Source organism: Tardiphaga sp., from assembly GCF_041424195.1.
Taxonomy (GTDB): domain Bacteria; phylum Pseudomonadota; class Alphaproteobacteria; order Rhizobiales; family Xanthobacteraceae; genus Tardiphaga.
On sequence record NZ_JBGMOE010000199.1, the window covers coordinates 1 to 20866 of the forward strand.

Sequence of the window (20866 nt, forward strand, 5' to 3'; positions counted from 1 at the left end):
TTCGCCGATGAACCGGAATCCCTCCAGATTCAATAAATTCGTGAACCGCTCTAGCTGTTAAACGATCCCGTCGACTTCACCTGATCGCGCAGCAGGAACTTCTGGATCTTGCCCGTCGATGTCTTCGGGATCACGCCGAACACCACCGCCTTCGGCGTCTTGAAGCCGGGCATCTGGTTGCGACAGAAGGCGATGATGTCGGCCTCCGTCGCCGTGGCGTTCGTCTTGAGCTCCACGAAGGCGCACGGCACTTCGCCCCATTTCGCGTCGGGCTTGGCGACCACGGCCGCGAACAACACGGCCGGGTGCTTGTAGAGTACGTCCTCCACCTCCACCGACGAGATGTTCTCGCCACCGGAGATGATGATGTCCTTGGAGCGGTCCTTGATGGTGACGTAGCCGGCGGCGTCGAGCACGCCGAGATCGCCGGTGTGGAACCAGCCGCCTTCGAACGCCTCCTTGGTGGCCTTCTCGTTCTTCAGATAGCCCTTCATCACGATATTGCCGCGGAACATGACCTCGCCGATGGTCTCGCCGTCGCGCGGCACTTCCTGCATGGTCTCGGGATCGATGACTGTCACGGCTTCCTGCAGGTGATAGGGCACGCCCTGGCGGCGCTTCAGGTTGGCGCGCTCATCGGCGGGCAGGGCATCCCAGCCGGGCTGCTCGGCACAGACCGAGGCGGGGCCATAGACTTCGGTCAGGCCATACACATGCGTCAGCTTGATGCCGATCCTCTCGGCGCCCGACAGCACCGCCATCGGGGGCGGGGCGCCGGCAATCGAGCCCTGCACCAGCGGACCGCCGGAATAGACCGGCGCGTCGGGCGCATTGATCAGCGTGTTGTAGACGATCGGCGCGCCCGACATGTGGGTGACACCGTGTTCCCGCATCAGCGCGAAGATCTTGGTGGGATCGACCTTGCGCAGGCAGACATTGACGCCAGCGCTCGCCGCAACGGTCCAGGGGAAGCACCAGCCGTTGCAGTGGAACATCGGGAGGGTCCAGAGATAGACCGGATGCTGGCCGAGGCCGGCGGCGAGAATGTTGGAGACGGCGTTGAGGTAGGCGCCGCGGTGATGGGTCACGACGCCCTTCGGATTGCCTGTGGTGCCCGAGGTGTAACCGAGCGCGATGGCGTCCCATTCGTCGAGCGGGAAGGCGCTGGTGAAATCGGGGCTGCCTTCGGCAAGGGCAGCTTCATATTCGAGTTCCCCGATCCGCTGGCCGCCGCCATAAGACACATCGTCGACGTCGATCACGGCCGGCTTCGGCCCGGTCATCAGTGTGAGGGCTTCGCTGATCACGCCGGAGAATTCCGGATCGACCAGCAGCAGCCTGGCGCCGCCATGGTCGAGCTGGAATGCAATGGCCGCGGCGTCGAGCCGGATGTTGAGCGCGTTGAGGACGGCGCCGGCCATGGGCACTGCGAAGTGGACTTCGTTCATCGCGGGCAGGTTCGGCAGCATCGCCGCGACGGTGTCGCCGCGTCCGATGCCGCGCCCGGTCAGGAACGAGGCGAAGCGCCGGCAGCGCTCATAGGTCTGTGCCCAGGTGAAGCGGCGGCCCTCATAGACGGTACTGGTCAGGTCCGGATAGACCGCCGCGCTGCGCCTGAGAAAGCTCAGCGGCGACAGCGGCACGAAGTTGGCCGGGGTCTGGTCGAGGCCGACGCTATAAGCGCCTTGATCTGGGATCATTTTGACACTCTTTTATTTTAATCAGTTAGTTATGGAGAATATCTCGCTTATCAGTTTATCGCAGGAATGATCTTCCAAAGGCACGCGAGATATTGGTCGCAATCTTCTGAAATCGAACGGTTTTAAAGGAATCCGATCGAAATCCAGGGGAAGATCGCGACGATGATCAGGCCGATCAGCAGAGCCAGCAGATAACCGAGGATCGGCTTGATGCCTTCCGCCGGATCGACGCGCCCGATGGCGCAGGCGGCATAATAGCCGACGCCGAACGGCGGTGCGAACAGGCCGATGCCCATGGCGAGGATCACGACCATCGCATAATGCACCTCATGGACGCCGACCAGGCGGGCGATCGGAAACAGCAGGGGGCCGAACAGCACGATGGCCGGGATGCCCTCGAGCACGCTGCCGAGGATTACGAAGGCGACGATGGAGACCGCGATGAAGGTGGCGCCGCCGCCCGGCAGGCCGGTCATGGCCGCCGCCAGCGAGCGCGAAAAGCCGGACTGGGTGAGGCCCCAGGCCATCCCGGTCGCGGTTCCGATGATCAGCAGGATTGCGCCGGAGAGACAGGCCGTATCGACCAGCATCGGCTTCAGCCGGCTCCAGTCGAACTGGCGATAGATCAGGAGGCCCGCGAGCACGGCATAGACGATGCCGATGGTGGAGACCTCAGTGGCGGTCGCCACACCCTCGACCACGGCGGCGCGGATCACGAAAGGCAGCGCGATGGCTGGCACCGACACGATGAATGCCTTGCCGATGTCGCGGCCTGACGCCCGTTTGACGTGGCTGAGATCCTCGCCGCGATAGCGCCACCACACCAGCGCGCCCAGCGTGATCGCAAGCACCACGCCGGGCAGCAACCCGCCGGTGAACAGCGCCGAGATCGAGACGCCTGTGACAGAGCCGATGGTGATCAGGACGAGGCTCGGCGGAATGGTCTCGGTCTGCGCGCCAGTTGCCGCGAGGAGGGCGACCAGATCGCCCGGCTTGGCGCCGCGTTGCTTCATCTCCGGGAACAAAACCGGGGCCACAGCCGCCATGTCGGCGGCCTTGGAGCCGGAAATGCCTGACACCAGATACATCGCGCCGATCAGCACATAATGCAGCCCGCCGCGGACGTGGCCGAGCAGGCTGGCGAGGAACGCCACCATGGCGCGCGCCATGCCGGTCATCTCGATGAGCAGCCCCAGGAACACGAAAAGCGGCACCGACAGCAGGATCAGATGGCTCATGCCCTCGTCCATGCGGCCGACCAGCACCATCATCGGGGTGCGTGTGGTCAGCGCCATATAGCCGAAGATAGCGAGGCCAAATCCAAAGGCAATCGGCACGCCGGAGAACACGCAGAGCGCCACGACGCCGACGAAGAAGATGATCAGGTTGAGATTGCCGAGGGTGCGCAGCAAGGGTTCGGCGAGCCAGAATACAGCCATGATCGCCGCGACAGTCCCGAGCGCCATCAGCACGGTGCGGACCTGCCCGTAGCGCAACAGCCGCAGCACCGCGAAGACGACCATCAGCGAGATGCCGACCGGCAGCGCGGCCGCACGGAAGCTGTTGGCGATCTGCAGCGCCGGCGTCGTGATGTAGCTTTCCTCATAGGCGTATTCGTAGGACGGCACGACGATCATCAGCAGGAACGCCAGCGCCGCGCAGGTCCCGACGACATCGAGAAAGGCCCACATCCGGGGGCCGGCCGACGCCACCAGCGCGGTCATCCGCATATGTTCGCCGCGCCGGAACGCGACGGCGGAGCCGAGCATCGCAAGCCACAGGAACAGGATCGAGGACAGTTCGTCCGACCAGATCAGCGGACGATGGAAGCCGTAACGGGCCACCACGCCGATGAACAGGATGATCACCTCCGCCACCACCAGCAGCGCCGCGGGAATCTCGACCAGATGGCCGAGAGTGCGGTCGATGGATGTCAGGATGGCGTCGCGGCGGGAGAGGGGCGCCCTCTCCACGCTGGACGCCCCGCTTTCGAGGGCGGAGATGTCATGCACGGCCATAATGGTTCCGATCAGCCCAGCTTGCCGACGGCTTTCTCGAGGATGGCCCAGGCTTCGTCGCCATACTTGCCCTGCCATTCCTTGTAGAAGCCGGCCGACTTCAGCTTGTCGCGGAACGGGCCCGGCTCGAGCTCATTGAAGGCCAGGCCCTTGGATTCCAGCTCGCCGCGTAGATTGGCGTTGAGCTTGGCGACGTCCTCGCGCTCCTTCATGCCGGCGGCATTGATGTTCCTGGCGACGATGTCGCGCAGGTCGGCGGGCAGCTTCTCCCAGGCGCGACGGTTGGCCAGGAACCAGTAGCCGTCCCACATGTGGTTGGTCAGCGAGCAGTATTTCTGCACTTCATAGAACTTGGCGGTCGAGATGATCGCCAGCGGATTCTCCTGGCCTTCGACCACCTTGGTCTGCATCGCCGAATAGACTTCGCTGATATTGATCGAGGCGGGGGCGCTGTCGAACGCCTTGAACATCGAGGTCCACAGCGGCGACACCGGCACGCGGATCTTGAAGCCCTTCAGGTCGTCCGGGCTCTTGATCGGCCTGGTGGACGAGGTGACTTCACGGAAGCCGTTGTCCCAGATCTTGTCCATGACCACGAGATTGGCCTTGGTGATCTCCTTGCGGATATAGGCGCCGAGATCGCCGTCCATGGCCTTCCAGACCGTGTCGTAATTCGGGAAGGCGAAGCCGATGCCGTTGATCGAGGCGGCCGGTACCAGAGTGGCCAGGATCAGGCCGGACAGGGTGAAGAACTCGACGCCGCCGGAGCGGATCTGGCTCAGCATGTCGGTGTCGGAGCCGAGCTGGTTGTTGGGGAACACCTGCAGGTCAACCTTGCCGTTGGTCTCGGTCTTGATCGCCGCCGACATCTCGCGGGCGCGGATGTTCATCGGATGCGTATCGGGCAGGTTATTCGCATATTTGTAGACGTATTCGGCCTGCTGCGCGCGCGCGATAAATGGCATGCCGACGCCGCCAAACGCGGTCGCCGCGGCCGATGCCTTCAACAGAGTCCGGCGTGAAATCGTCATTTTGTTTCTCCCAACCACTTCTTTGTTTGTCTTTGTAAGGCGAAAAGCCCTTGTCGTCTGGTCATCATGCCCGGGCTGCCCGGTCAAGCCTTTTCGCTGTGCGACCAAAGGCCAAGCCCCAATAGCGGACGCTGGCGGACGGCTTTTGCACCGCGCGAATTTGTGGGAAGCATCGTGCGAACGAAGTCGCCGGCAGCCAAGACCGGCCAGAGACCGTCTGCAGGAAGCGCAAGGGACAGCATATGAGCAAGGATCACGGCGTAGCGATCATAACCGGCGGCGCCTCGGGAATCGGCCTGGCGGTCGCCAAGGCCGCCGTCAGCGAGGGCTGGAAAGTCCTGCTGGCCGACCTCACCCAGGACGCGCTGGACCGTGCCCGCGCGCAGGTCGACGCCATCAAGCCAGGCGTGACCCGCACCGTGGTGATGGATGTCGCCGACGAAGACGCGGTGATCGCCGGATTGAAGGATGGTGAAGCCGGCTTCGGCCCGGTGCGCGGTCTGGTGAATTCCGCCGGAATCGGCCGTCAGGTGCCGTTCTTCGAGACCTCCGTGAAACTGTTTCGCGAGATCCTCGACATCAATCTCGTCGGCACCTTTGCCGTGGCGCGTGAAGCCGGCAAGCTGATGAAGGCCCATGGTGGCGGCGCCATCGTCAATGTGGCGTCGGTGTCGGGCCTGCGCGGCAATATCGAGCGCGCGGCCTATGGCGCGTCCAAAGGCGGCGTCATCACGCTCACGCAGGTGATGGCCTGCGAACTGGCGCCACTGAAGATACGCGTCAACGCCATTGCGCCGGGCCCGTTCGAGACGCCGATGGTGCAGGAGATGCACACGGCCGCAACGCGTGAAGGCTGGATGCAGGTGGTGCCACAGCGGCGCTATGCCGAGCCGGAGGAGGTCGCCGGCGCCGCGATGTTCCTGCTGGATCACAACAAGTCGAGCTTCGTCACCGGGCACGTGTTGAACGTGGACGGTGGTTTTGCGGCCCATGGATTGCTGCCGAAATATCCGTAGTCAGCAACCAAGCTCCGTCGTGGCCGGGCTTGTCCCGGCCATCCACGGCTTTCTTCGCTCGCAACCCAGACGTGGATGCCCGGGGACAAGCCCGGGCATGACAATGGCGTTAGAGCGTTGGCCTTCGACATTCGCTATCACGGCAGCGCGGAACAAGGCGTCGCGTTCCGGGAGATCGCAGAGGTCATCGGCAAGCACCTGAACCTGCCGGTCGTGTCAAAGTCGCGCGATGAAGCCGCCGGTCACTTCGGCTGGTTCGCAGGTTTCTCGGCCATGGACGCACCGGCGTCCAGTGCCTGGACACAGCAGCAATTGGGATGGCAACCGACCCGGCCGGGATTGATCGCGGACCTCGATCACGTCAGATATTTTCGGCGGCTGAGGCCATATGCGGCCACAATGACGCGGGGCCACAAACCGGCTCAAATGGCCGTTGGTTCAAGCAGATACTGCAACAATTTGAGCTAAGTCCCTGGGATCGCTATGGGATAATATATTCCATAATATACCTTATGCGAATCCGAGTTGTGGCGTGCCGGACTGGTGGACGCCTTGTTCTTCCCGCTACCCCTGGAGCAGTTCGATCACCGGTTCGGGTTTGCCACTCCACACCATGCGATAGACGCTTCCCTGGGCCACCGATTGGACAGCGTGCGGAAACAACGCGGCAAGGCAAGTCCCGCCGGGCTGGCGGACTGATGGATAGATGATCCCATTCAGGCCGCGCACGCGCGCAGCTTCCGCCAATGCGTTCCCGGCCGGGTAGCCAATGGTCTTTTCCGGGTGCAAAGACTGATGCGTCGGATGCGGCCTCAGATCGACGAATTCGCCTGCGAAGCTCGCAAACATTTCCGCGTATTCGACCGTTGTGTTGAAGTCTCCGGCGGCTGCGAGCGCCTCCGTCAGGTGAAATCTGACCTCGGCCAGGCTGGTTTCGATTTCGAAGCCGGCATACCAGGCGCCACGTTCCGCACCGTTGAACCTGTTCGGTTCTCGAGGCTTCGCATAGGCGAACGAGGCGTTGATGAAGTGGGCGTGCGGGACGCCGTATACGAGCTCGTACGATTGCACCTCGCCTGCCCCTCGAGCCTGCGCGATGCGTCGGTTGCTCGTGGCACCTTCGATTTCGCTCAATACATCGAGTTCGGAAGCATCGACCAAATCATGCAGCACAGAATCCCGGAGCCGGGCGGTCGTCACGAGGCGAATGGTCCGCTCGAATCCCTGGCGGCTGATCGTCAAACCTTCAAGCATCGATCACAGGCCGCCGCGCACCGCATCGACGTAGCGCCGTGTCTCGAGCATGAGCGGAATGCCGCCCTCAATCATGGCATCGACCGGCGTTCGGCGCTGAAAGATCGGACCCTTGTTCGCCAGCTTCGGCCAACGCAACGCCATGTCATCGGCGAACAGAAGCCGTAGCCCCTTGTAAACGCCGATCACGGCTGACGCGCGCGTGAGTTGGTCCTGCGAGAGAGGTTGATCCCATGCCCCTCGCTTGATCCGATCCCATGTACTTTCAGATACGCCGAGCAACGTCGCAGCTTCAGCGTTGGTGAGCGCCCACTGCTCGACGATCTTCCGATATGCCTTGATGGCGACAGGCGACAATCGCTCACGGTCGGGTGCCTTCGTGAACGTCTGAATGTCGACGGGCGTAAGGGGCATCTGGATGCCGGTTGCTGCAATTTCGGCCATGATTCCCTCCCTCGCTCTCGATCACACATATCATCATTTGACGCGATATCAAGCGTCAATTGATGCTGTCGCCCGAGGCAGGATTTCCTCATCAGCGAGAGGTATCGCGCGGGCATCCTACTTGCGAACGAGATTCTGAATTTAATCAAATAATTTCAGCTGCTTGCGAAGAAGCCGCCTGATGGTTCACCAGCAGCCGACCCGTGTTTCCGCTACTTCCTGATCGCGTCGTAGACCAGCGTTTTCAGGATTGGCTGGATGCGACCACGTTGGGTTGGCGTCTGCACCATCAGGATCATCACCATGTCCTGGTCCGGATAGGTCCAGAAGTAAGTCCCGGCGGCGCCGCCCCAGGCCATCTCGCCAACGAAACCCGGCACGCCGTCTTCGCCGGGACCGGTGCGGACGCCGAAGCCGAGGCCGTAACCGAAGCCAGCGCCGGGATAGTAATAGGCCCAGGGTTTCACATCGCTAGCCGGCGCGACCTGATTCTGACGCATCAGTTGGACCGTTTCCGGCTTCAGGATGCGGGTGCCGTCCAGCGCGCCGCCATTGATCAGCATCTGCAGGAAGCGCGCGTAATCGCCCGTGGTGGCGTTGAGCCCGCCTCCTCCGGATTCCCATTTCCGCTTCACCGTAGGATTGCTGATGGTCTCGTTGCCGATGATGCGGTCGGTCGGCAGCGGCTGCGCGATCCTTGGTGCCTTGGCGGGATCGAGCACGTAGTAGCTGGTGTCGGTCATGCCCAGCGGATCGAACAGATACTGCTTCTCAAAATCGTATAGCGACTGGCCCGATGCGATCTCGATGACGCGGCCGAGCAGATCGGTCGAATGCCCGTAATCCCACACGGTGGCGGGCTGATAGGCCAGCGGCAGTTTTGCCAGCCGCGCTGCGAAATCGGCATTGTCGAAATCGCCGTCGAACAGGCCTGCATCAAGATAGAGCTGCGTGATCAGGCCGAGATCGGTGAAGGCCGAACTGATGCCGGACGACTGCCGCATCAGGTCGAGCACGGTGATCGGCTTCAGCGCCGGTGTGAAGTCGAGATAGGGTTTGCCGCTGGCATCCGTGCGCTCGGTCGCGACCTGCGGATGCGCGTAGGCCGGAATGTATTTGGCGACGGGATCGTCAAGCTTGAGCTTGCCCTGCTCGATCAGGATCATCGCCGCGGCTGATGTCACAGGCTTCGACATCGAATACAGCCGGAAGATCGTGTCCGTCGTCATCGGCGCCATAGTCGCGGGATCGCGGACGCCGAAGCCCTCATAATAGACCGGCTTGCCGTGATGCTGGATCAGCATGATCGCGCCGGCGAGATGGCCCTGGCCGACTTCGCGGTCGAGCATAGCGGTGACGCGGTTCAGTCCATCCTGGGAAAATCCGCTCAGGTCGGGCTTGTCGGTCAGCAGACTGGTGCCTGCCAATGCGGGGGTGACCAGCGCCGCCGCGATGGCGATGACGGACAGGAAGTCGCAAGATCGGCGCAAGATTGACACTGGATTTCCGCAAGCGGGCTTGAACACGGTCGGACGTTAACACCGAGATATTTCAGATGCTTGTCGGAAAATCACGCAATTTTCCGATATCGCGGTTTTACAGCGATCGGCAACATTGTGCGGATCACAAATGCGCATCGGGCTTGCGCACGCTTCCGGGCGGTGGAAACCGGATCGTGGTGCCCAAAGTGATCCAGTTGGAATTCTCCCCGGTGATGTTGCGGCCATAGATCACGTCGACCGAGAAAATGTCGTTGGGCCGATAGCGCACGCCGGTCTGGACGCGCGGCTGGATCACGCTGGCGAATTCGGCGTGACCCGCCTGCCCGTACAGTTCCACCGTGTATTGCAGCACATCGGTGAATTTCCAGTCGAAGCCGACGCCATAGGTGAAGTAGTGGCGATCGATGGTGCGATCCCACAGCCAGCCGGCATTGAGATTGATGCGCATGGTTTCGGAAAAGCGATAGGTCGCCGGAATTTCAGCGAAGACCGCCGTGTTCTGGCCGGTCATGGCGTCGAATGTGCCGCTGGCCAGCGCCGATACGCCGAATTTGCCGATGCCGGTCGGCTCGATATTGATCTTCGCTTTCGGCGCCAGCGTGGTGCTGAACTCGCCGTCGGAGCGGCTGTGATTGGTGAGCACGCTGAGTTCGACAGGGCGCGTGATCTCCACCACGCAGGACGGATTGGCCACCGCCGCGAAGTCGCGATTGGTGGCCATCGAGTACCAGCTCTCGACCTTGCAGGAGCCGAGGTCCGAAATATCCGCCGCATCGACCGCATAGGCGCCATTGGCCGCCTCCGCGTGACCAGCCGCCGCCAGCAGCGGCACGACCAGAACGAAGCCGAACAGAGCCAGCGCAGGAAAACGGGGAGCAGCCATGCTGCAGACCTAGCTGAGTCCCGAAATCCTCGACAGAACAATCGCGCCTCGCCTATTCTGCCGGTATGAGCAAACACCATCACGACCACGATCATTCCGAACTGTCGGAAATGGAGCTGCGCGTGCGCGCGCTCGAAACCATTCTGAGCGAGAAGGGCTATATCGATCCGGCCGCGCTGGACGCGATGATCCAGGCCTATGAAACCAAGATCGGTCCGCATAACGGCGCCCTGGTGGTGGCCAAGGCCTGGACCGATCCCGCCTTCAAGGAGGCGCTGCTGGCCGACGGCTCCGCGGCGGTCGGTACGCTCGGCCATGTCAGCCGCACCGGCGATCATCTCGTCGTGGTCGAGAACACGCCCGAGCGCCACAACATGGTCGTGTGCACCCTGTGCTCCTGTTACCCCTGGGAAATGCTCGGCCTGCCCCCGGTCTGGTACAAGGCCGCGCCCTATCGTTCCCGTGCCGTGAAAGATCCGCGCGGCGTGCTGGCAGACTTCGGCTTCACGCTCCCCAAGGATACGGAAATCCGTGTCTGGGATTCGACGGCCGAGACGCGCTTTCTGGTTTTGCCGATGCGCCCTGCAGGCACCGAGGGCTGGAGCGAAGAACGACTGGCTGAACTCGTCACGCGCGACTCCATGATCGGCACCGGCCTTGTCCTTACGCCGGGAGCGCCATCGTGAACGGCGTCCACGATATGGGCGGCATGGATGGTTTCGGCACAGTCGAGCCGGAGCCGAACGAGCCGATGTTTCATGCCGAATGGGAAGCGCGCGTGCTGGCCATGGTGCGTGCCATGGGCGCGACCGGCGCGTTTAACATCGATGCCTCTCGCTTCTATCGCGAGATGCTGCCGCCGGAGGTCTATCTCTCCAGCAGCTACTACAAGAAGTGGCTGCTCGGCCTCGAGGATATGCTGATTGAGCGCGGCTTCATCGCTGCAGACGAGATCAAGGCCGGCCACGCATCAGCGCCGCCCAAGCCGCTGAAACGCGGCAACTTCACCGTCGATAGTGTCGAGCGCGTGCTGACCCGCGGCTCGTTCACGCGCCCTGCTTCCGCGCCTGCCGCATTCAAGATCGGCGACCGCGTGCGCATGAAGAATATCCATCCGACAACGCATACGCGGCTGCCGCGCTATGTCCGCGGTCATGTCGGCGTGATCGAGCGCCTTCACGGCGCGCATGTCTACCCGGATACGGCAGCTCATGACCAGGGCGAAAATCCGCAGTGGCTTTATACCGTCGTGTTCGACGGCGCCGAACTGTGGGGACCCGATGGCGATCCGACGCTTAAGGTGTCGGTCGAGGCGTTCGAGCCTTATCTCGACCCCGCGTGATAGGCGGCGGCAGGTTCGGATCAAACCCGGCGTGGTTTGCCTCGGAGCGCCGGCGCATCGTCCGCCAGGTCCGCGAGTCCGGCAGGATCAATGACCGTCAAGCGGCCGCGACCGGCTTTCAGGATCTGCATCCGGTTCCAGGCCGAAACAGTGCGGCTGACCGTGAACAGAGTGGTGTCGCTCAATTCGGCCAGTTCCTGACGCGAAATTCTGAGTTCGATTGGAACACAATCACCGTCCGGATCTTCTTCGCGCAACAGACGCAGAACGATCCGTGCAATGCGTCGATCGGCGCTCTCACTCGTTGCCTCGTGAAGACGGCGCAACAGGTGATCGGTTTGCCGTCCGACAATACCGAGGACGTTGATCGCGAGCTGCGGGACAACATGCATTAGCCCGCTGAAACGATCCGCGGACCAGTACAAAATCTCGGTTGCGACTGTCGCGCTCAAGGTTGTCGGGTGAGAAAAATTGCCGAATGCCGATGCGGCTCCGACGAGACCGCCGTAGCGTATGAATTGCAGCGTTTTCTGCGCGCCATGCGCATCGATCATCGTCTTCTTGAGCTGACCATGGATGACCAGTGCGAGCATCTGCGGTGCGTCGCCCTGTTGCCAGAGCGTAAAACCGCAGCCCAGAAAGTGCTTTCTGCCGGCGTCGATGATGATGCCGCGTGCGCCCTCGTCCAGCCCCGCAAAAATCGGCGCACTACCAAACGATTTGCACATCTCACGATCCATTGCTCGCCTTTCAGAACGAGGGATCTCGCCGAGCAGTGTCGCAATCAAATAAAACTGTCATCAAAAGATCTGATGCGAGTAGCTCTGCACGACGACATCGCGATCAGAACAACGATATCAAATAATGCATCCGCAGAAGTTGTTATTTGATCCAGCGCAACGAAGGTGAGCGCTGTAGCAGGCATATTGCCCTCGCGCTAGGCGAGTCTCGCCTCTTCTCCAGGCATATGGTCGCAGACCGAAGGGGGAGCATAATGGTGACGAACCAGAACATCGCTCAGCCTGCAGAGGGTCGAAGATGCAATAGCCGCATGTCGGAGTTGCTCGTCTTTCTCACAATCGTCGTTCTCATCTGGCCCGTCGTCGCAGTGGGCGTGGTCGGCGGTTACGGCTTTCTCGTCTGGATGTACCAGCTGATTTTCGGCCCGCCCGGCCCACCTTTGCTTCACTAGGACTTCCACATGGCAGACAAACTCACCAGACGCGCTCTGTTGACGGGCGCGACCGTCGGCGCGTCCGCGCACGACAACGAACACATTTCCAGCGCCGTTGTGTCGGTGCTTCCGGCCCATATCGAAGCGGTATCTGCGCGGTTGTCGAGCCTTCCTGGCGTCGAGATCCATCACCGCACAGCCTCCAAACTCGTGGCCGTCCTTGAAGGGCCAGACAGCGGCGCGCTGGGTGCGATGCTCGCTGACATCTCATCATGGCCCGGCGTGCTCTCGGCCAACATGGTTTTCGAACAGCGTCTCGATTAGGAGAACGACGAATGCCCCTTTCGCGGCGAGATCTACTCAAGGCTCAGGCGGCGGCTGTCGCTGCAGCGGCGGCTGGCATCAACGTTCCGGCAGCCGCTCAATCGATTGCGGGTGGCGTCGGGGCACTGTCCATCAAATGGTCGAAGGCGCCGTGTCGATTCTGCGGAACCGGTTGCGGCGTCATGGTCGGCGTCAAGGACAACAAGGTCGTCGCCACCCATGGCGACACGCTGGCGGAAGTGAACCGCGGCCTGAACTGCATCAAGGGTTACTTCCTCTCCAAGATCATGTACGGCGCCGACCGCCTGACCACGCCCCTGCTCCGCAAGAAGAACGGCGTGTTCGATAAGAACGGCGAACTCACTCCGGTGAGCTGGGACGAAGCATTCGACACCATGGCGCAGCGCGCCAAAGCGACGCTGAAAGAAAAGGGACCGACTGCGATCGGCATGTTCGGATCGGGCCAGTGGACGATCCTCGAAGGTTATGCCGCGACCAAGCTTATGCGTGCGGGTTTCTGCTCCAACAATCTCGATCCCAATGCGCGGCATTGCATGGCATCTGCGGCCGTGGGCTTCATGCGCACCTTCGGCATGGACGAGCCGATGGGCTGCTATGATGACTTCGAGGCTGCCGATGCCTTCGTGCTGTGGGGCTCGAACATGGCCGAGATGCATCCGATCCTGTGGACGCGCCTCACCGATCGCCGCCTCGGCTATCCGCATGTGAAAGTCGCGGTGCTCTCGACCTTCACGAATCGCAGTTCCGATCTCGCCGACATCCCGATCGTGTTCAAGCCGGGTACTGATCTTGCCATTCTCAACTTCATCGCCAACCACATCATCTCGACCGGTCGCGTAAACACCGAATTCGTCAACAGCCACACGACTTTCGTAAAGGGCACGACGGATATCGGCTACGGGCTGCGTCCCGAACATCCGCTGGAGAAGAAAGCCCAGGGCGCAGCCACGGCCGCAGCGACGACGCCAATCGATTTCGCGGCCTATGCCGAATTCGTGAAGGACTATTCGCTCGAGAAGGTGTCGAAGCTGACCAGCGTCGAGCCCGGCTTCCTGCTGGAGCTCGCCGAGCTCTATGCCGATCCGAAGCGCAAGGTGATGTCGCTCTGGACCATGGGCTTCAACCAGCATGTCCGCGGCGTCTGGGCCAACCAGCTTCTCTACAACATCCATCTGCTGACCGGCAAAATCTCCGAGCCGGGCAACTCGCCGTTCTCGCTGACGGGCCAGCCATCGGCTTGCGGTACGGCGCGCGAGGTTGGCACCTTCGCGCACCGCCTCCCCGCCGATATGGTGGTGACCAATCCGGAGCACCGCAAGCATACTGAAGAAATCTGGCGCGTGCCGTATGGCCTCTTGCCCGACAAGATCGGTTATCACGCCGTCGAGCAGGACCGCATGCTGCATGACGGCAAGCTGAACTTCTACTGGGTTCAGGTGAACAACAATGTGCAGGCGGCGCCGAACAGTTCGCGCGAGACCTATCCGGGCTACCGCAATCCCGCCAACTTCATCGTCGTGTCGGAAGCCTATCCGACGGTGACGGCATTGGCTGCCGACTGCGTGTTGCCTGCGGCGATGTGGGTCGAGAAGGAAGGTGCTTACGGCAACGCCGAACGGCGTACCCATGTCTGGCGTCAGCTGGTCGACGCGCCCGGCCAGGCACGCTCGGATCTCTGGCAGCTGATGGAGTTCTCGAAGCGGTTCACGACGGATGAAGTATGGCCCGCCGCTCTCCTCGACGCCAACCCGAGCTACAAGGGCAAGACGTTGTTCGAGGTGCTGTATCGCAACGGCGAGATCGACAAATTTCCCGTCAGCGAAATTCCCGCTGACTATGGAAACCACGAGTCCAAGGACTTCGGCTTCTATGTGCAGAAGGGGCTGTTCGAGGAATATGCCACGTTCGGCCGCGGCCATGGCCACGACCTCGCCCCTTGGGACACCTATCATGAGGTGCGCGGACTGCGTTGGCCCGTGGTCAACGGCAAGGAGACCAAGTGGCGCTACCGCGAAGGCCTCGATCCTTACGTCAAGCCGGGCAAGAAGATTGAATTCACGGCAATCCCGACGGACGCGCGCGCATTATCGCCGTGCCCTACGAGCCGCCGGCCGAGTCGCCCGATGCTGAGTTTGATCTGTGGCTGGTGACCGGCCGCGTGTTGGAGCACTGGCATTCCGGCTCGATGACCATGCGCGTGCCCGAACTGTACAAGGCGTTTCCCGGCGCGCGCTGCTTCATGCATGCCGAGGACGCACGCGCACGCGGCCTCAACCAGGGCGCCGAGATCCGGCTGATGTCGCGGCGCGGTGAGATCCGCACGCGTGTCGATACGACCGGTCGCAACCGCATGCCCCGCGGCGTGGTGTTTGTGCCGTGGTTCGATGCCAGCCAGCTGATCAACAAGGTCACGCTGGATGCAACCGACCCGATCTCCAAACAGACGGACTTCAAGAAATGCGCGGTCAAGATCGTTTCGGCTTAAATGCGATGAAGGCAATCATCGCAGCAATCATCGGCGGCGCCATGGTGCTGGTGTCCGGCGCGATCTATGCGCAGTCAGTCCAGACTGTGCCGCGAGTCGTGCCGCGCCTCACCGGCGCAGCACAGCCGATGGGCGAAGTTCCTGCGCCGCCCTTCCCGCGGCCCGTCACCGACGACAAGCGCGTGATGCGTAACTATCCGGAGCAGCCGCCGGTCATCCCGCATTCAATCGAAAACTATCAGCTCACGTTGCGGGCCAATCGCTGTCTGGAGTGCCATCGTCGCGAATATACCGAAGGCTCCGGTGCGCCCATGATCAGCGTTACGCATTTCATGGATCGCGACGGCCAGATGCTCGCCGATGTGACGCCGCGACGCTATTTCTGCACGGCCTGTCACGTGCCGCAAACCGATGCACGTCCGCTCGTCCCGAACACCTTCACCGACATGAAGGCATCCGGCAGGTGAGCGCCATGAAGTGGTTGATAGCCAAGTTTCTGTGGTTCTGGCGCATCGCCAGCCGACCGGCCGCGCATATCAGTCTTGGCGTGCTGGCGCTGGGCGGCTTCATCGGTGGCGTGATCTTCTGGGGTGGCTTCAATACGGCGCTGGAAATTACGAATACCGAGAAATTCTGCACCAGCTGCCATGAGATGCGTGACAACGTGTATCAGGAGCTGCAGCGAACCCCGCATTTCGCCAATCGATCCGGTGTGCGTGCCAGTTGCCCGGACTGCCACGTGCCGCATGACTGGACTGACAAGATCGCTCGCAAGATGCAGGCGTCGAAGGAAGTGTGGGGCAAGATCTTCGGCACGATCTCGACGCGCGAGAAGTTCCTCGATAAACGCCTGGAGCTTGCCAAACATGAATGGGCGCGACTGAAGGCCAATGACTCGCTGGAATGCCGGAACTGCCATTCCGCGATCGCCATGGATTTCACCAAGCAGGCGCCGCGCGCGGCGACGATCCATGCCAAGTATCTCGTTACCGGCGAGCGTACCTGTATCGATTGCCACAAGGGCATCGCGCATGAATTGCCTGACATGACCGGAATCGAACCCGGCTGGAGCGCGCCTGCCGAGCTTCGCGACAGGCACAGCTATCATGTGCCGGACGTGGATCGGTTGTCGCGTTATCTGACATCCGTTCGCGAGATGTCTGCGGAATAGAGCGACGCGCCGCGTTGAGCGGCGCGTCCCTCCACTCAGTTGATCGTGACGTTGGCCTTCTCCATCACGCCCTTCCAGCGCAGGGTCTCGCTGGCGATGTATTTGGTGAACTCATCCTGCGGGATCGCCACGGCGACCGCGCCGAGTTCAGCCATCTTCTTCCTCGTCTCCGGCAGGCTCATGAATTCACGGATTTCCGCCGAGAGCTTGTCGACGATCGGCTTCGGCGTTGCCGCCGGCGCGATGAAGCCGTGCCAGGCGACAGCCTCGAAGCCCGGCAGGAATTCGGCGACGGCGGGCACATTCGCATCGAACTCGGCGCGCTTCGGCGTTGCCGTGGCGAGCATCGCCAGCTTGCCGGCGGCCACATGCGGCAGCAGCAGCGGGACATTGTCGAAGGCGATGTCGATCTGGCCGGATATCAGGTCGGTGACCATCTGGCTCGAGCCTTTGTAGGGCACATGCACCATCTTGGTCCCGGTCATCTGCTGGAACAGTTCGCCAGCAAGATGCTGAGACGTGCCGGGTCCGGCCGAGCCGAACGTCACCTTGTCGGGATTGGCCTTCATGTAAGCGATCAGCTCCGGCACGGTACGGGCCTTGATGCGATCGGGGTTCACCACCAGCACGTTCGGCACGATGCTGACCTGTGCGAACGCCACGAGATCCTTCTCCGGCTGGAACTGGAGCTTGGCACCATACAGCGTCGGTGCGATCGCCAGCGGCGAGGTGCTGGCCAGGCCGATCGTGTAGCCGTCGGGCGCCGCGCGGGCGACGCGGGTGACGCCGATATTGCCGCCGGCACCGCCGACATTCTCGACCAACACGGTGGCGCCTAGTTTCTTCTGCAGATTCTCCGACACCATGCGTGCGATGATGTCCACGGTGCCGCCGGCTGCGAACGGCACGACGATCGTGATCGGCTTGTTCGGATATTTCGCGTCTTGTGCGCTCGCCTGCCCCACGGCGCCGAAGGCGACGCAGGCGGCCATCAGGATCGATGTCATTCTCATTGGTATTTCCCCTTTTGATTTGATGATTTGAAGTCGTCGAAGCGTGTGATTTCCGCCTCTATGCATGCAGCACTTTTCCGGGATTCATGATGTCGTTCGGATCGAGCATTGCCTTGACGCTGCGGAGCAACCGCAGCTCGGTTGGCTTGGTGACGCGCGCCAGCCGCTCGCGATTGGCGATGCCGATGCCGTGTTCGGCACTGATGCTGCCGCCGAGCGCGCAGGTCTCTTCGTCAACGATGGTGTTGATGCCGCGGATCGTGTCCTGGATCTGATCCTTCTGGTTCTGCTCCAGGCCGGGGATGATCGCGAGAATATGGATGTTGCCGTCGCCGATATGGCCGTGCATCACGATGCGGGCATCGGGACGATAGGCGGCGATGCGTTTCTCCACCTGCGTGACGAACGTCGCCTGCTGCGACAGCGGCACGGCACTGTCATGCGAGATCACATAGCCGGCCTTCTTGCTGCCTTCCGATACGCTGTGGCGGATCTTCCAGAACGCCGCGGCCTGCGTCTCGCTGGAGGCCACCAGCGCATCGGTGATCAGCTCGCGCTCATAAGCGCCACTGAGCAACGCTTCGAGCGCTGCGTTCAGGTCGACCGACACCAGCGTATCGACCAGTTCGATCAGCACATACCAGGGCGTATCCAGCTCGAACGGGATGTTCACCAGCGGCAGGTTCTCGGCGATCACCTCGATCTGGCCGCGCGACATCACCTCGAAGGCGCCGATGCGGTCACCGAGTTCGGTGCGCGCCTGCGCGAGCAGATCGAGCACTGCCTCGATGCTGTTCAGCTTGGCGAAGGACACTGCCCTCGCCCGCGGCTTCGGAAACAGCTTCAGTACCGCGCCGGTGATGATGCCGAGCGTGCCTTCGGCGCCGATGAAGAGCTGCTTGGTGTCGAAGCCCGTGGAATCCTTGCGCAGCGCCGTCATGCCGTCGAGGATCTCGCCATCGGGCAGCACGACTTCAAGGCCGAGCGTAAGTTCGCGTGTGGTGCCGTAGCGCAGAACCGCGGTGCCGCCGGCATTGGTGGATAGATTGCCGCCGATCTGACAGGAGCCTTCGGCACCCAGGCTGAGCGGGAACAGGCGGTCGATGTCGTCGGCGGCCTTCTGGATGTCGGCGAGGATGCAGCCCGCATCCACAGCGATGCTATCGCCGAGGCGGCTGACGCTGCGAATGCGATTGAGGCGGTCGAGGCGCAGCACGATCATGTCGCGGTCGCCGAGCGGCGTCGCCGCTCCGCACATGCCGGTGTTGCCGCCCTGCGGGACGATGGCAATGCCGGCCGCAGCGCAGGCCTTTACGATGGCGGAAACTTCCTGCGTCGAGCCGGGCTTCACGACGGCGAGCGCTTGGCCGTGATAGCGGCCGCGCCAGTCCACCACATAGGGTTCGAAATCGCCGCCGGGGCCGATGACGTGGCGGGAGTCGCCGACAATGCCGGCGAGCGTTGCGAGAAATGCAGCGTGATCTGTCAATTCACTCTCCTCGTCACCGGAACGAGAGGTCGAGCAGACGGCCTTCGAACAGGCGATCGCGCGACGTTTCGAGATGGTGACGCATGGCCATGCGCGCCGCTTCGGCATCGCGGTCACGGATCGCTTCGTAGATACTGGTGTGTTCCTCGAACACCTGTTCAAGGCCGGGCCGCGGGCCCATCAGCGACAGGCCGTGCAGCTTCATGCCGACGGCGACGTGGTCCTTGAGGGCGTTCAGCGAGGTCGCGAAGTAATGGTTGTTGGTCGCCTCTGATACGGCGAGATGGAAGGCATAATCGGCGTCTTCCCGATGCTTGCGCTTCTTCGTCGCCTCGCGCAGCAGGCCGAGCGCTGCTGCCATCTTGCCGAGATTATCGTCGCTGCGTCGAAGCGCTGCAAAATTCGCGGCATCGGATTCCATGGTGATGCGGAATTCGAAGCAGCGCTGGATGTCGGCGATGGTTTCCACACGCGCAAAACCGAGCGGCGGTTGCTGCGCACGCATCTGCACGAAACTGCCTGCGCCCTGTCGCGAAACAATCAGGCCATCTTCACGCAACCGGCCGAGCGCTTCACGCAAGACAGGGCGAGAGACGTCGAACATGTCAGCAAGCTCGTGCTCGCCAGGGAGTTTCTGATCGGGTGCGTAGTCGCCATTGGCGATCCGTTGCGCGAGCTCGCCATAGACCTTGTCGACAAGCGAGTTGCCGGCGCTGCGCGGACGCGCCGCGTCAGGAAATTCAGGAGAATCAATCGGCTTCATGATCGGACGGACCGGGATTTGTAGGACATGGGCTTACGGGATCTGGCGGCGGAGCTTTCCTGCGGCAGTCCGATCGCTCGGGAGCGCTGTTGCATGGAAACATTTCCTCGCCTGGTTGCGGCGAACATGCGAGGGCGCGATCAACTTGTCAACATGTCAACAATACGTGATATGTCGCAGCCAGCGACATCTAATTGATATGTATCAACAAATTTAGCCGATTGGGTCGTAAGTCATATTGCGTCGCACAAATTCTGACAACTTGTCAGGCCGCGAAAATCATGGTCGAAGGCTCGCACAATCGGAAAGGACCAGGCGTGACCAACGGACTGAACGGCAAGGCCATCGTGATCATTGGCGCAAGCTCCGGCATCGGCGCCGCCGTGGCGAAGAAATTCGGCACGCTCGGCGCCCGGCTGATCGTGCACTACAACGGCAATCCGGAAGGCGCCGAAGAAGTGGTCGCGCATATTCGCGCGAGCGGCGGCAGTGCAGAGCTCCTGCGCGGCGATGTGTCCGAGCGCGCTGAAGCGGCGCGTGTGATCGACGAAGCCCACGCCAAGCTCGGCCGGATCGACGTGCTGATCAACAATGCCGGCGCCATGTTCGGCCGTACTTCCATCGCGAACGCCACCGACGAGCAGTATGACGACGTGATCGATCTCAATATCGGCTCGGTGTTCTTCGCCTGCCGCAAGGCCGCCAAGATCATGGAGACGCAGCGTTCAGGCTCCATCATCAACACCACGTCAGTTGCAGCCCGTAACGGGGGCAGCGGTGGCGCCGGCCTCTATGGTTCGGCCAAGGGTTTTGTCTCGACCATCACGCGCGTGCTGGCGAAGGAACTGGCTCCGTTCAACGTGCGCGCCAATGCGGTGGCGCCGGGCGTGATCATGACGCCGTTCCACCAGCGCTATTCGACAGCGGAGCAGCTCGAAGGCGCCCGCCAGGGCATTCCGCTCGGCCGGATCGGCACGCCCGAGGATTGCGTCGGTGCCTATCAATTCCTCGCCGACGAGACCATGAGCAGCTACATTACCGGCCAGGTCATCGAGGTGAATGGCGGCCAGATCATGCCGTAAGGTTCGACCTCTCCCCGCTTGCGGGGAGAGGTCGACGTCCGCATGCGCAGCATGTGGGCGTCGGGTGAGGGGGAGCCTGCGAGTGAAACTGAGAGTGCCCCTCACCCGTCGCGGACTTCGTCCGCGCCACCCTCTCCCCGCAAGCGGGGCGAGG

19 protein-coding genes and 2 pseudogenes are annotated in these 20866 nt (G+C 62.1%); 10 read left to right on the forward strand and 11 right to left on the reverse strand.

Annotated elements, in window-relative coordinates; genetic code table 11:
- Window positions 1-50 precede the first annotated feature (50 nt).
- The 3 genes from ACEK02_RS27405 to ACEK02_RS27415 all read right to left on the reverse strand — a co-directional run bounded on the left by ACEK02_RS27405 (window position 51) and on the right by ACEK02_RS27415 (window position 4749).
- Window positions 51-1700 carry an acyl-CoA synthetase gene (locus ACEK02_RS27405; RefSeq protein WP_371424624.1) on the reverse strand — a complete coding sequence of 550 codons (1650 nt, stop codon included), beginning with the start codon at window positions 1698-1700 and terminating at the stop codon, window positions 51-53.
- Window positions 1701-1822: 122 nt separating this feature from the next.
- On the reverse strand, window positions 1823-3718 hold the full coding sequence (locus ACEK02_RS27410) for a TRAP transporter large permease subunit (protein ID WP_371424625.1): 1896 nt from the start codon (window positions 3716-3718) through the stop codon (window positions 1823-1825).
- 11 nt (window positions 3719-3729) lie between these two features.
- Window positions 3730-4749: a TRAP transporter substrate-binding protein gene (locus ACEK02_RS27415; RefSeq protein WP_371424626.1), complete on the reverse strand. Its 1020-nt coding sequence runs from the start codon at window positions 4747-4749 to the stop codon at window positions 3730-3732.
- A 242-nt stretch (window positions 4750-4991) separates the two neighbouring features.
- Here ACEK02_RS27415 and ACEK02_RS27420 point away from each other — a divergent pair, with 242 nt between their 5' ends.
- A complete protein-coding gene (locus ACEK02_RS27420; protein ID WP_371424627.1) occupies window positions 4992-5765 on the forward strand; it encodes an SDR family NAD(P)-dependent oxidoreductase in 774 nt (257 codons plus the stop codon).
- Between the two features lie 147 nt (window positions 5766-5912).
- Window positions 5913-6137: pseudogene (locus ACEK02_RS27425) on the forward strand (3-beta hydroxysteroid dehydrogenase); the annotation flags it as partial.
- Between the two features lie 192 nt (window positions 6138-6329).
- Here the strand turns inward: ACEK02_RS27425 and ACEK02_RS27430 are convergent.
- From ACEK02_RS27430 to ACEK02_RS27445, 4 genes are all read right to left on the reverse strand, one after another.
- Complete coding sequence (locus ACEK02_RS27430; RefSeq protein ID WP_371424628.1) at window positions 6330-7019, reverse strand: RES family NAD+ phosphorylase; 690 nt, start codon at window positions 7017-7019, stop codon at window positions 6330-6332.
- A gap of 3 nt (window positions 7020-7022) precedes the next feature.
- Entirely contained in the window at window positions 7023-7463 is a 441-nt protein-coding gene (locus ACEK02_RS27435) for an antitoxin Xre-like helix-turn-helix domain-containing protein (RefSeq protein ID WP_371424629.1), read from the reverse strand.
- A gap of 212 nt (window positions 7464-7675) precedes the next feature.
- A complete protein-coding gene (locus ACEK02_RS27440; RefSeq protein WP_371424630.1) occupies window positions 7676-8962 on the reverse strand; it encodes a serine hydrolase domain-containing protein in 1287 nt (428 codons plus the stop codon).
- A gap of 124 nt (window positions 8963-9086) precedes the next feature.
- On the reverse strand, window positions 9087-9848 hold the full coding sequence (locus tag ACEK02_RS27445; RefSeq protein WP_371424631.1) for a hypothetical protein: 762 nt from the start codon (window positions 9846-9848) through the stop codon (window positions 9087-9089).
- 65 nt (window positions 9849-9913) lie between these two features.
- Here ACEK02_RS27445 and nthA point away from each other — a divergent pair, with 65 nt between their 5' ends.
- Together nthA and nthB are read left to right on the forward strand one after the other, a co-directional pair.
- Window positions 9914-10534, forward strand: coding sequence for a nitrile hydratase subunit alpha (gene nthA / locus ACEK02_RS27450; protein WP_371424632.1), 621 nt, complete (start codon window positions 9914-9916; stop codon window positions 10532-10534).
- Window positions 10531-11190, forward strand: a complete 660-nt coding sequence (gene nthB / locus ACEK02_RS27455) for a nitrile hydratase subunit beta (RefSeq protein WP_371424633.1) — start codon at window positions 10531-10533, stop codon at window positions 11188-11190. The genes nthA and nthB overlap by 4 nt, the downstream gene beginning before the upstream one ends.
- 20 nt (window positions 11191-11210) lie before the next feature.
- On the opposite strand, the gene ACEK02_RS27460 is transcribed toward nthB, so the two are convergent.
- Complete coding sequence (locus ACEK02_RS27460; RefSeq protein ID WP_371424634.1) at window positions 11211-11978, reverse strand: Crp/Fnr family transcriptional regulator; 768 nt, start codon at window positions 11976-11978, stop codon at window positions 11211-11213.
- 206 nt (window positions 11979-12184) lie between these two features.
- On the opposite strand from ACEK02_RS27460, the gene ACEK02_RS27465 reads away from it, so the two are divergent.
- The 5 genes and pseudogenes from ACEK02_RS27465 (at window position 12185) to ACEK02_RS27485 (ending at window position 16365) form a co-directional block, all read left to right on the forward strand.
- The gene (locus ACEK02_RS27465; protein ID WP_371424635.1) at window positions 12185-12382 is read left to right on the forward strand and encodes a nitrate reductase; all 198 of its coding nucleotides are present in this window, start codon (window positions 12185-12187) and stop codon (window positions 12380-12382) included.
- 9 nt (window positions 12383-12391) lie between these two features.
- Complete coding sequence (locus tag ACEK02_RS27470) at window positions 12392-12688, forward strand: chaperone NapD (RefSeq protein WP_371424636.1); 297 nt, start codon at window positions 12392-12394, stop codon at window positions 12686-12688.
- An 11-nt stretch (window positions 12689-12699) separates the two neighbouring features.
- Window positions 12700-15194: pseudogene (gene napA, locus ACEK02_RS27475) on the forward strand (periplasmic nitrate reductase subunit alpha).
- A complete protein-coding gene (locus ACEK02_RS27480; RefSeq protein ID WP_371424637.1) occupies window positions 15167-15661 on the forward strand; it encodes a nitrate reductase cytochrome c-type subunit in 495 nt (164 codons plus the stop codon). Before napA ends, ACEK02_RS27480 begins: the two are co-directional and overlap by 28 nt.
- 5 nt (window positions 15662-15666) lie before the next feature.
- On the forward strand, window positions 15667-16365 hold the full coding sequence (locus ACEK02_RS27485) for a cytochrome c3 family protein (protein WP_371424638.1): 699 nt from the start codon (window positions 15667-15669) through the stop codon (window positions 16363-16365).
- Window positions 16366-16400: 35 nt separating this feature from the next.
- On the opposite strand, the gene ACEK02_RS27490 is transcribed toward ACEK02_RS27485, so the two are convergent.
- From ACEK02_RS27490 to ACEK02_RS27500, 3 genes are read right to left on the reverse strand one after another with little or no spacing between them, the layout of a single operon-like run.
- Window positions 16401-17378, reverse strand: coding sequence for a Bug family tripartite tricarboxylate transporter substrate binding protein (locus tag ACEK02_RS27490; protein WP_371424639.1), 978 nt, complete (start codon window positions 17376-17378; stop codon window positions 16401-16403).
- A gap of 58 nt (window positions 17379-17436) precedes the next feature.
- On the reverse strand, window positions 17437-18867 hold the full coding sequence (locus tag ACEK02_RS27495; RefSeq protein WP_371424640.1) for an FAD-binding oxidoreductase: 1431 nt from the start codon (window positions 18865-18867) through the stop codon (window positions 17437-17439).
- Between the two features lie 13 nt (window positions 18868-18880).
- Window positions 18881-19630 (reverse strand): FadR/GntR family transcriptional regulator, encoded by a 750-nt coding sequence (locus ACEK02_RS27500; RefSeq protein ID WP_371424641.1) that lies wholly within the window; start codon window positions 19628-19630, stop codon window positions 18881-18883.
- A 281-nt stretch (window positions 19631-19911) separates the two neighbouring features.
- On the opposite strand from ACEK02_RS27500, the gene ACEK02_RS27505 reads away from it, so the two are divergent.
- The gene (locus ACEK02_RS27505) at window positions 19912-20712 is read left to right on the forward strand and encodes an SDR family NAD(P)-dependent oxidoreductase (RefSeq protein ID WP_371424642.1); all 801 of its coding nucleotides are present in this window, start codon (window positions 19912-19914) and stop codon (window positions 20710-20712) included.
- Window positions 20713-20866 lie beyond the last annotated feature (154 nt).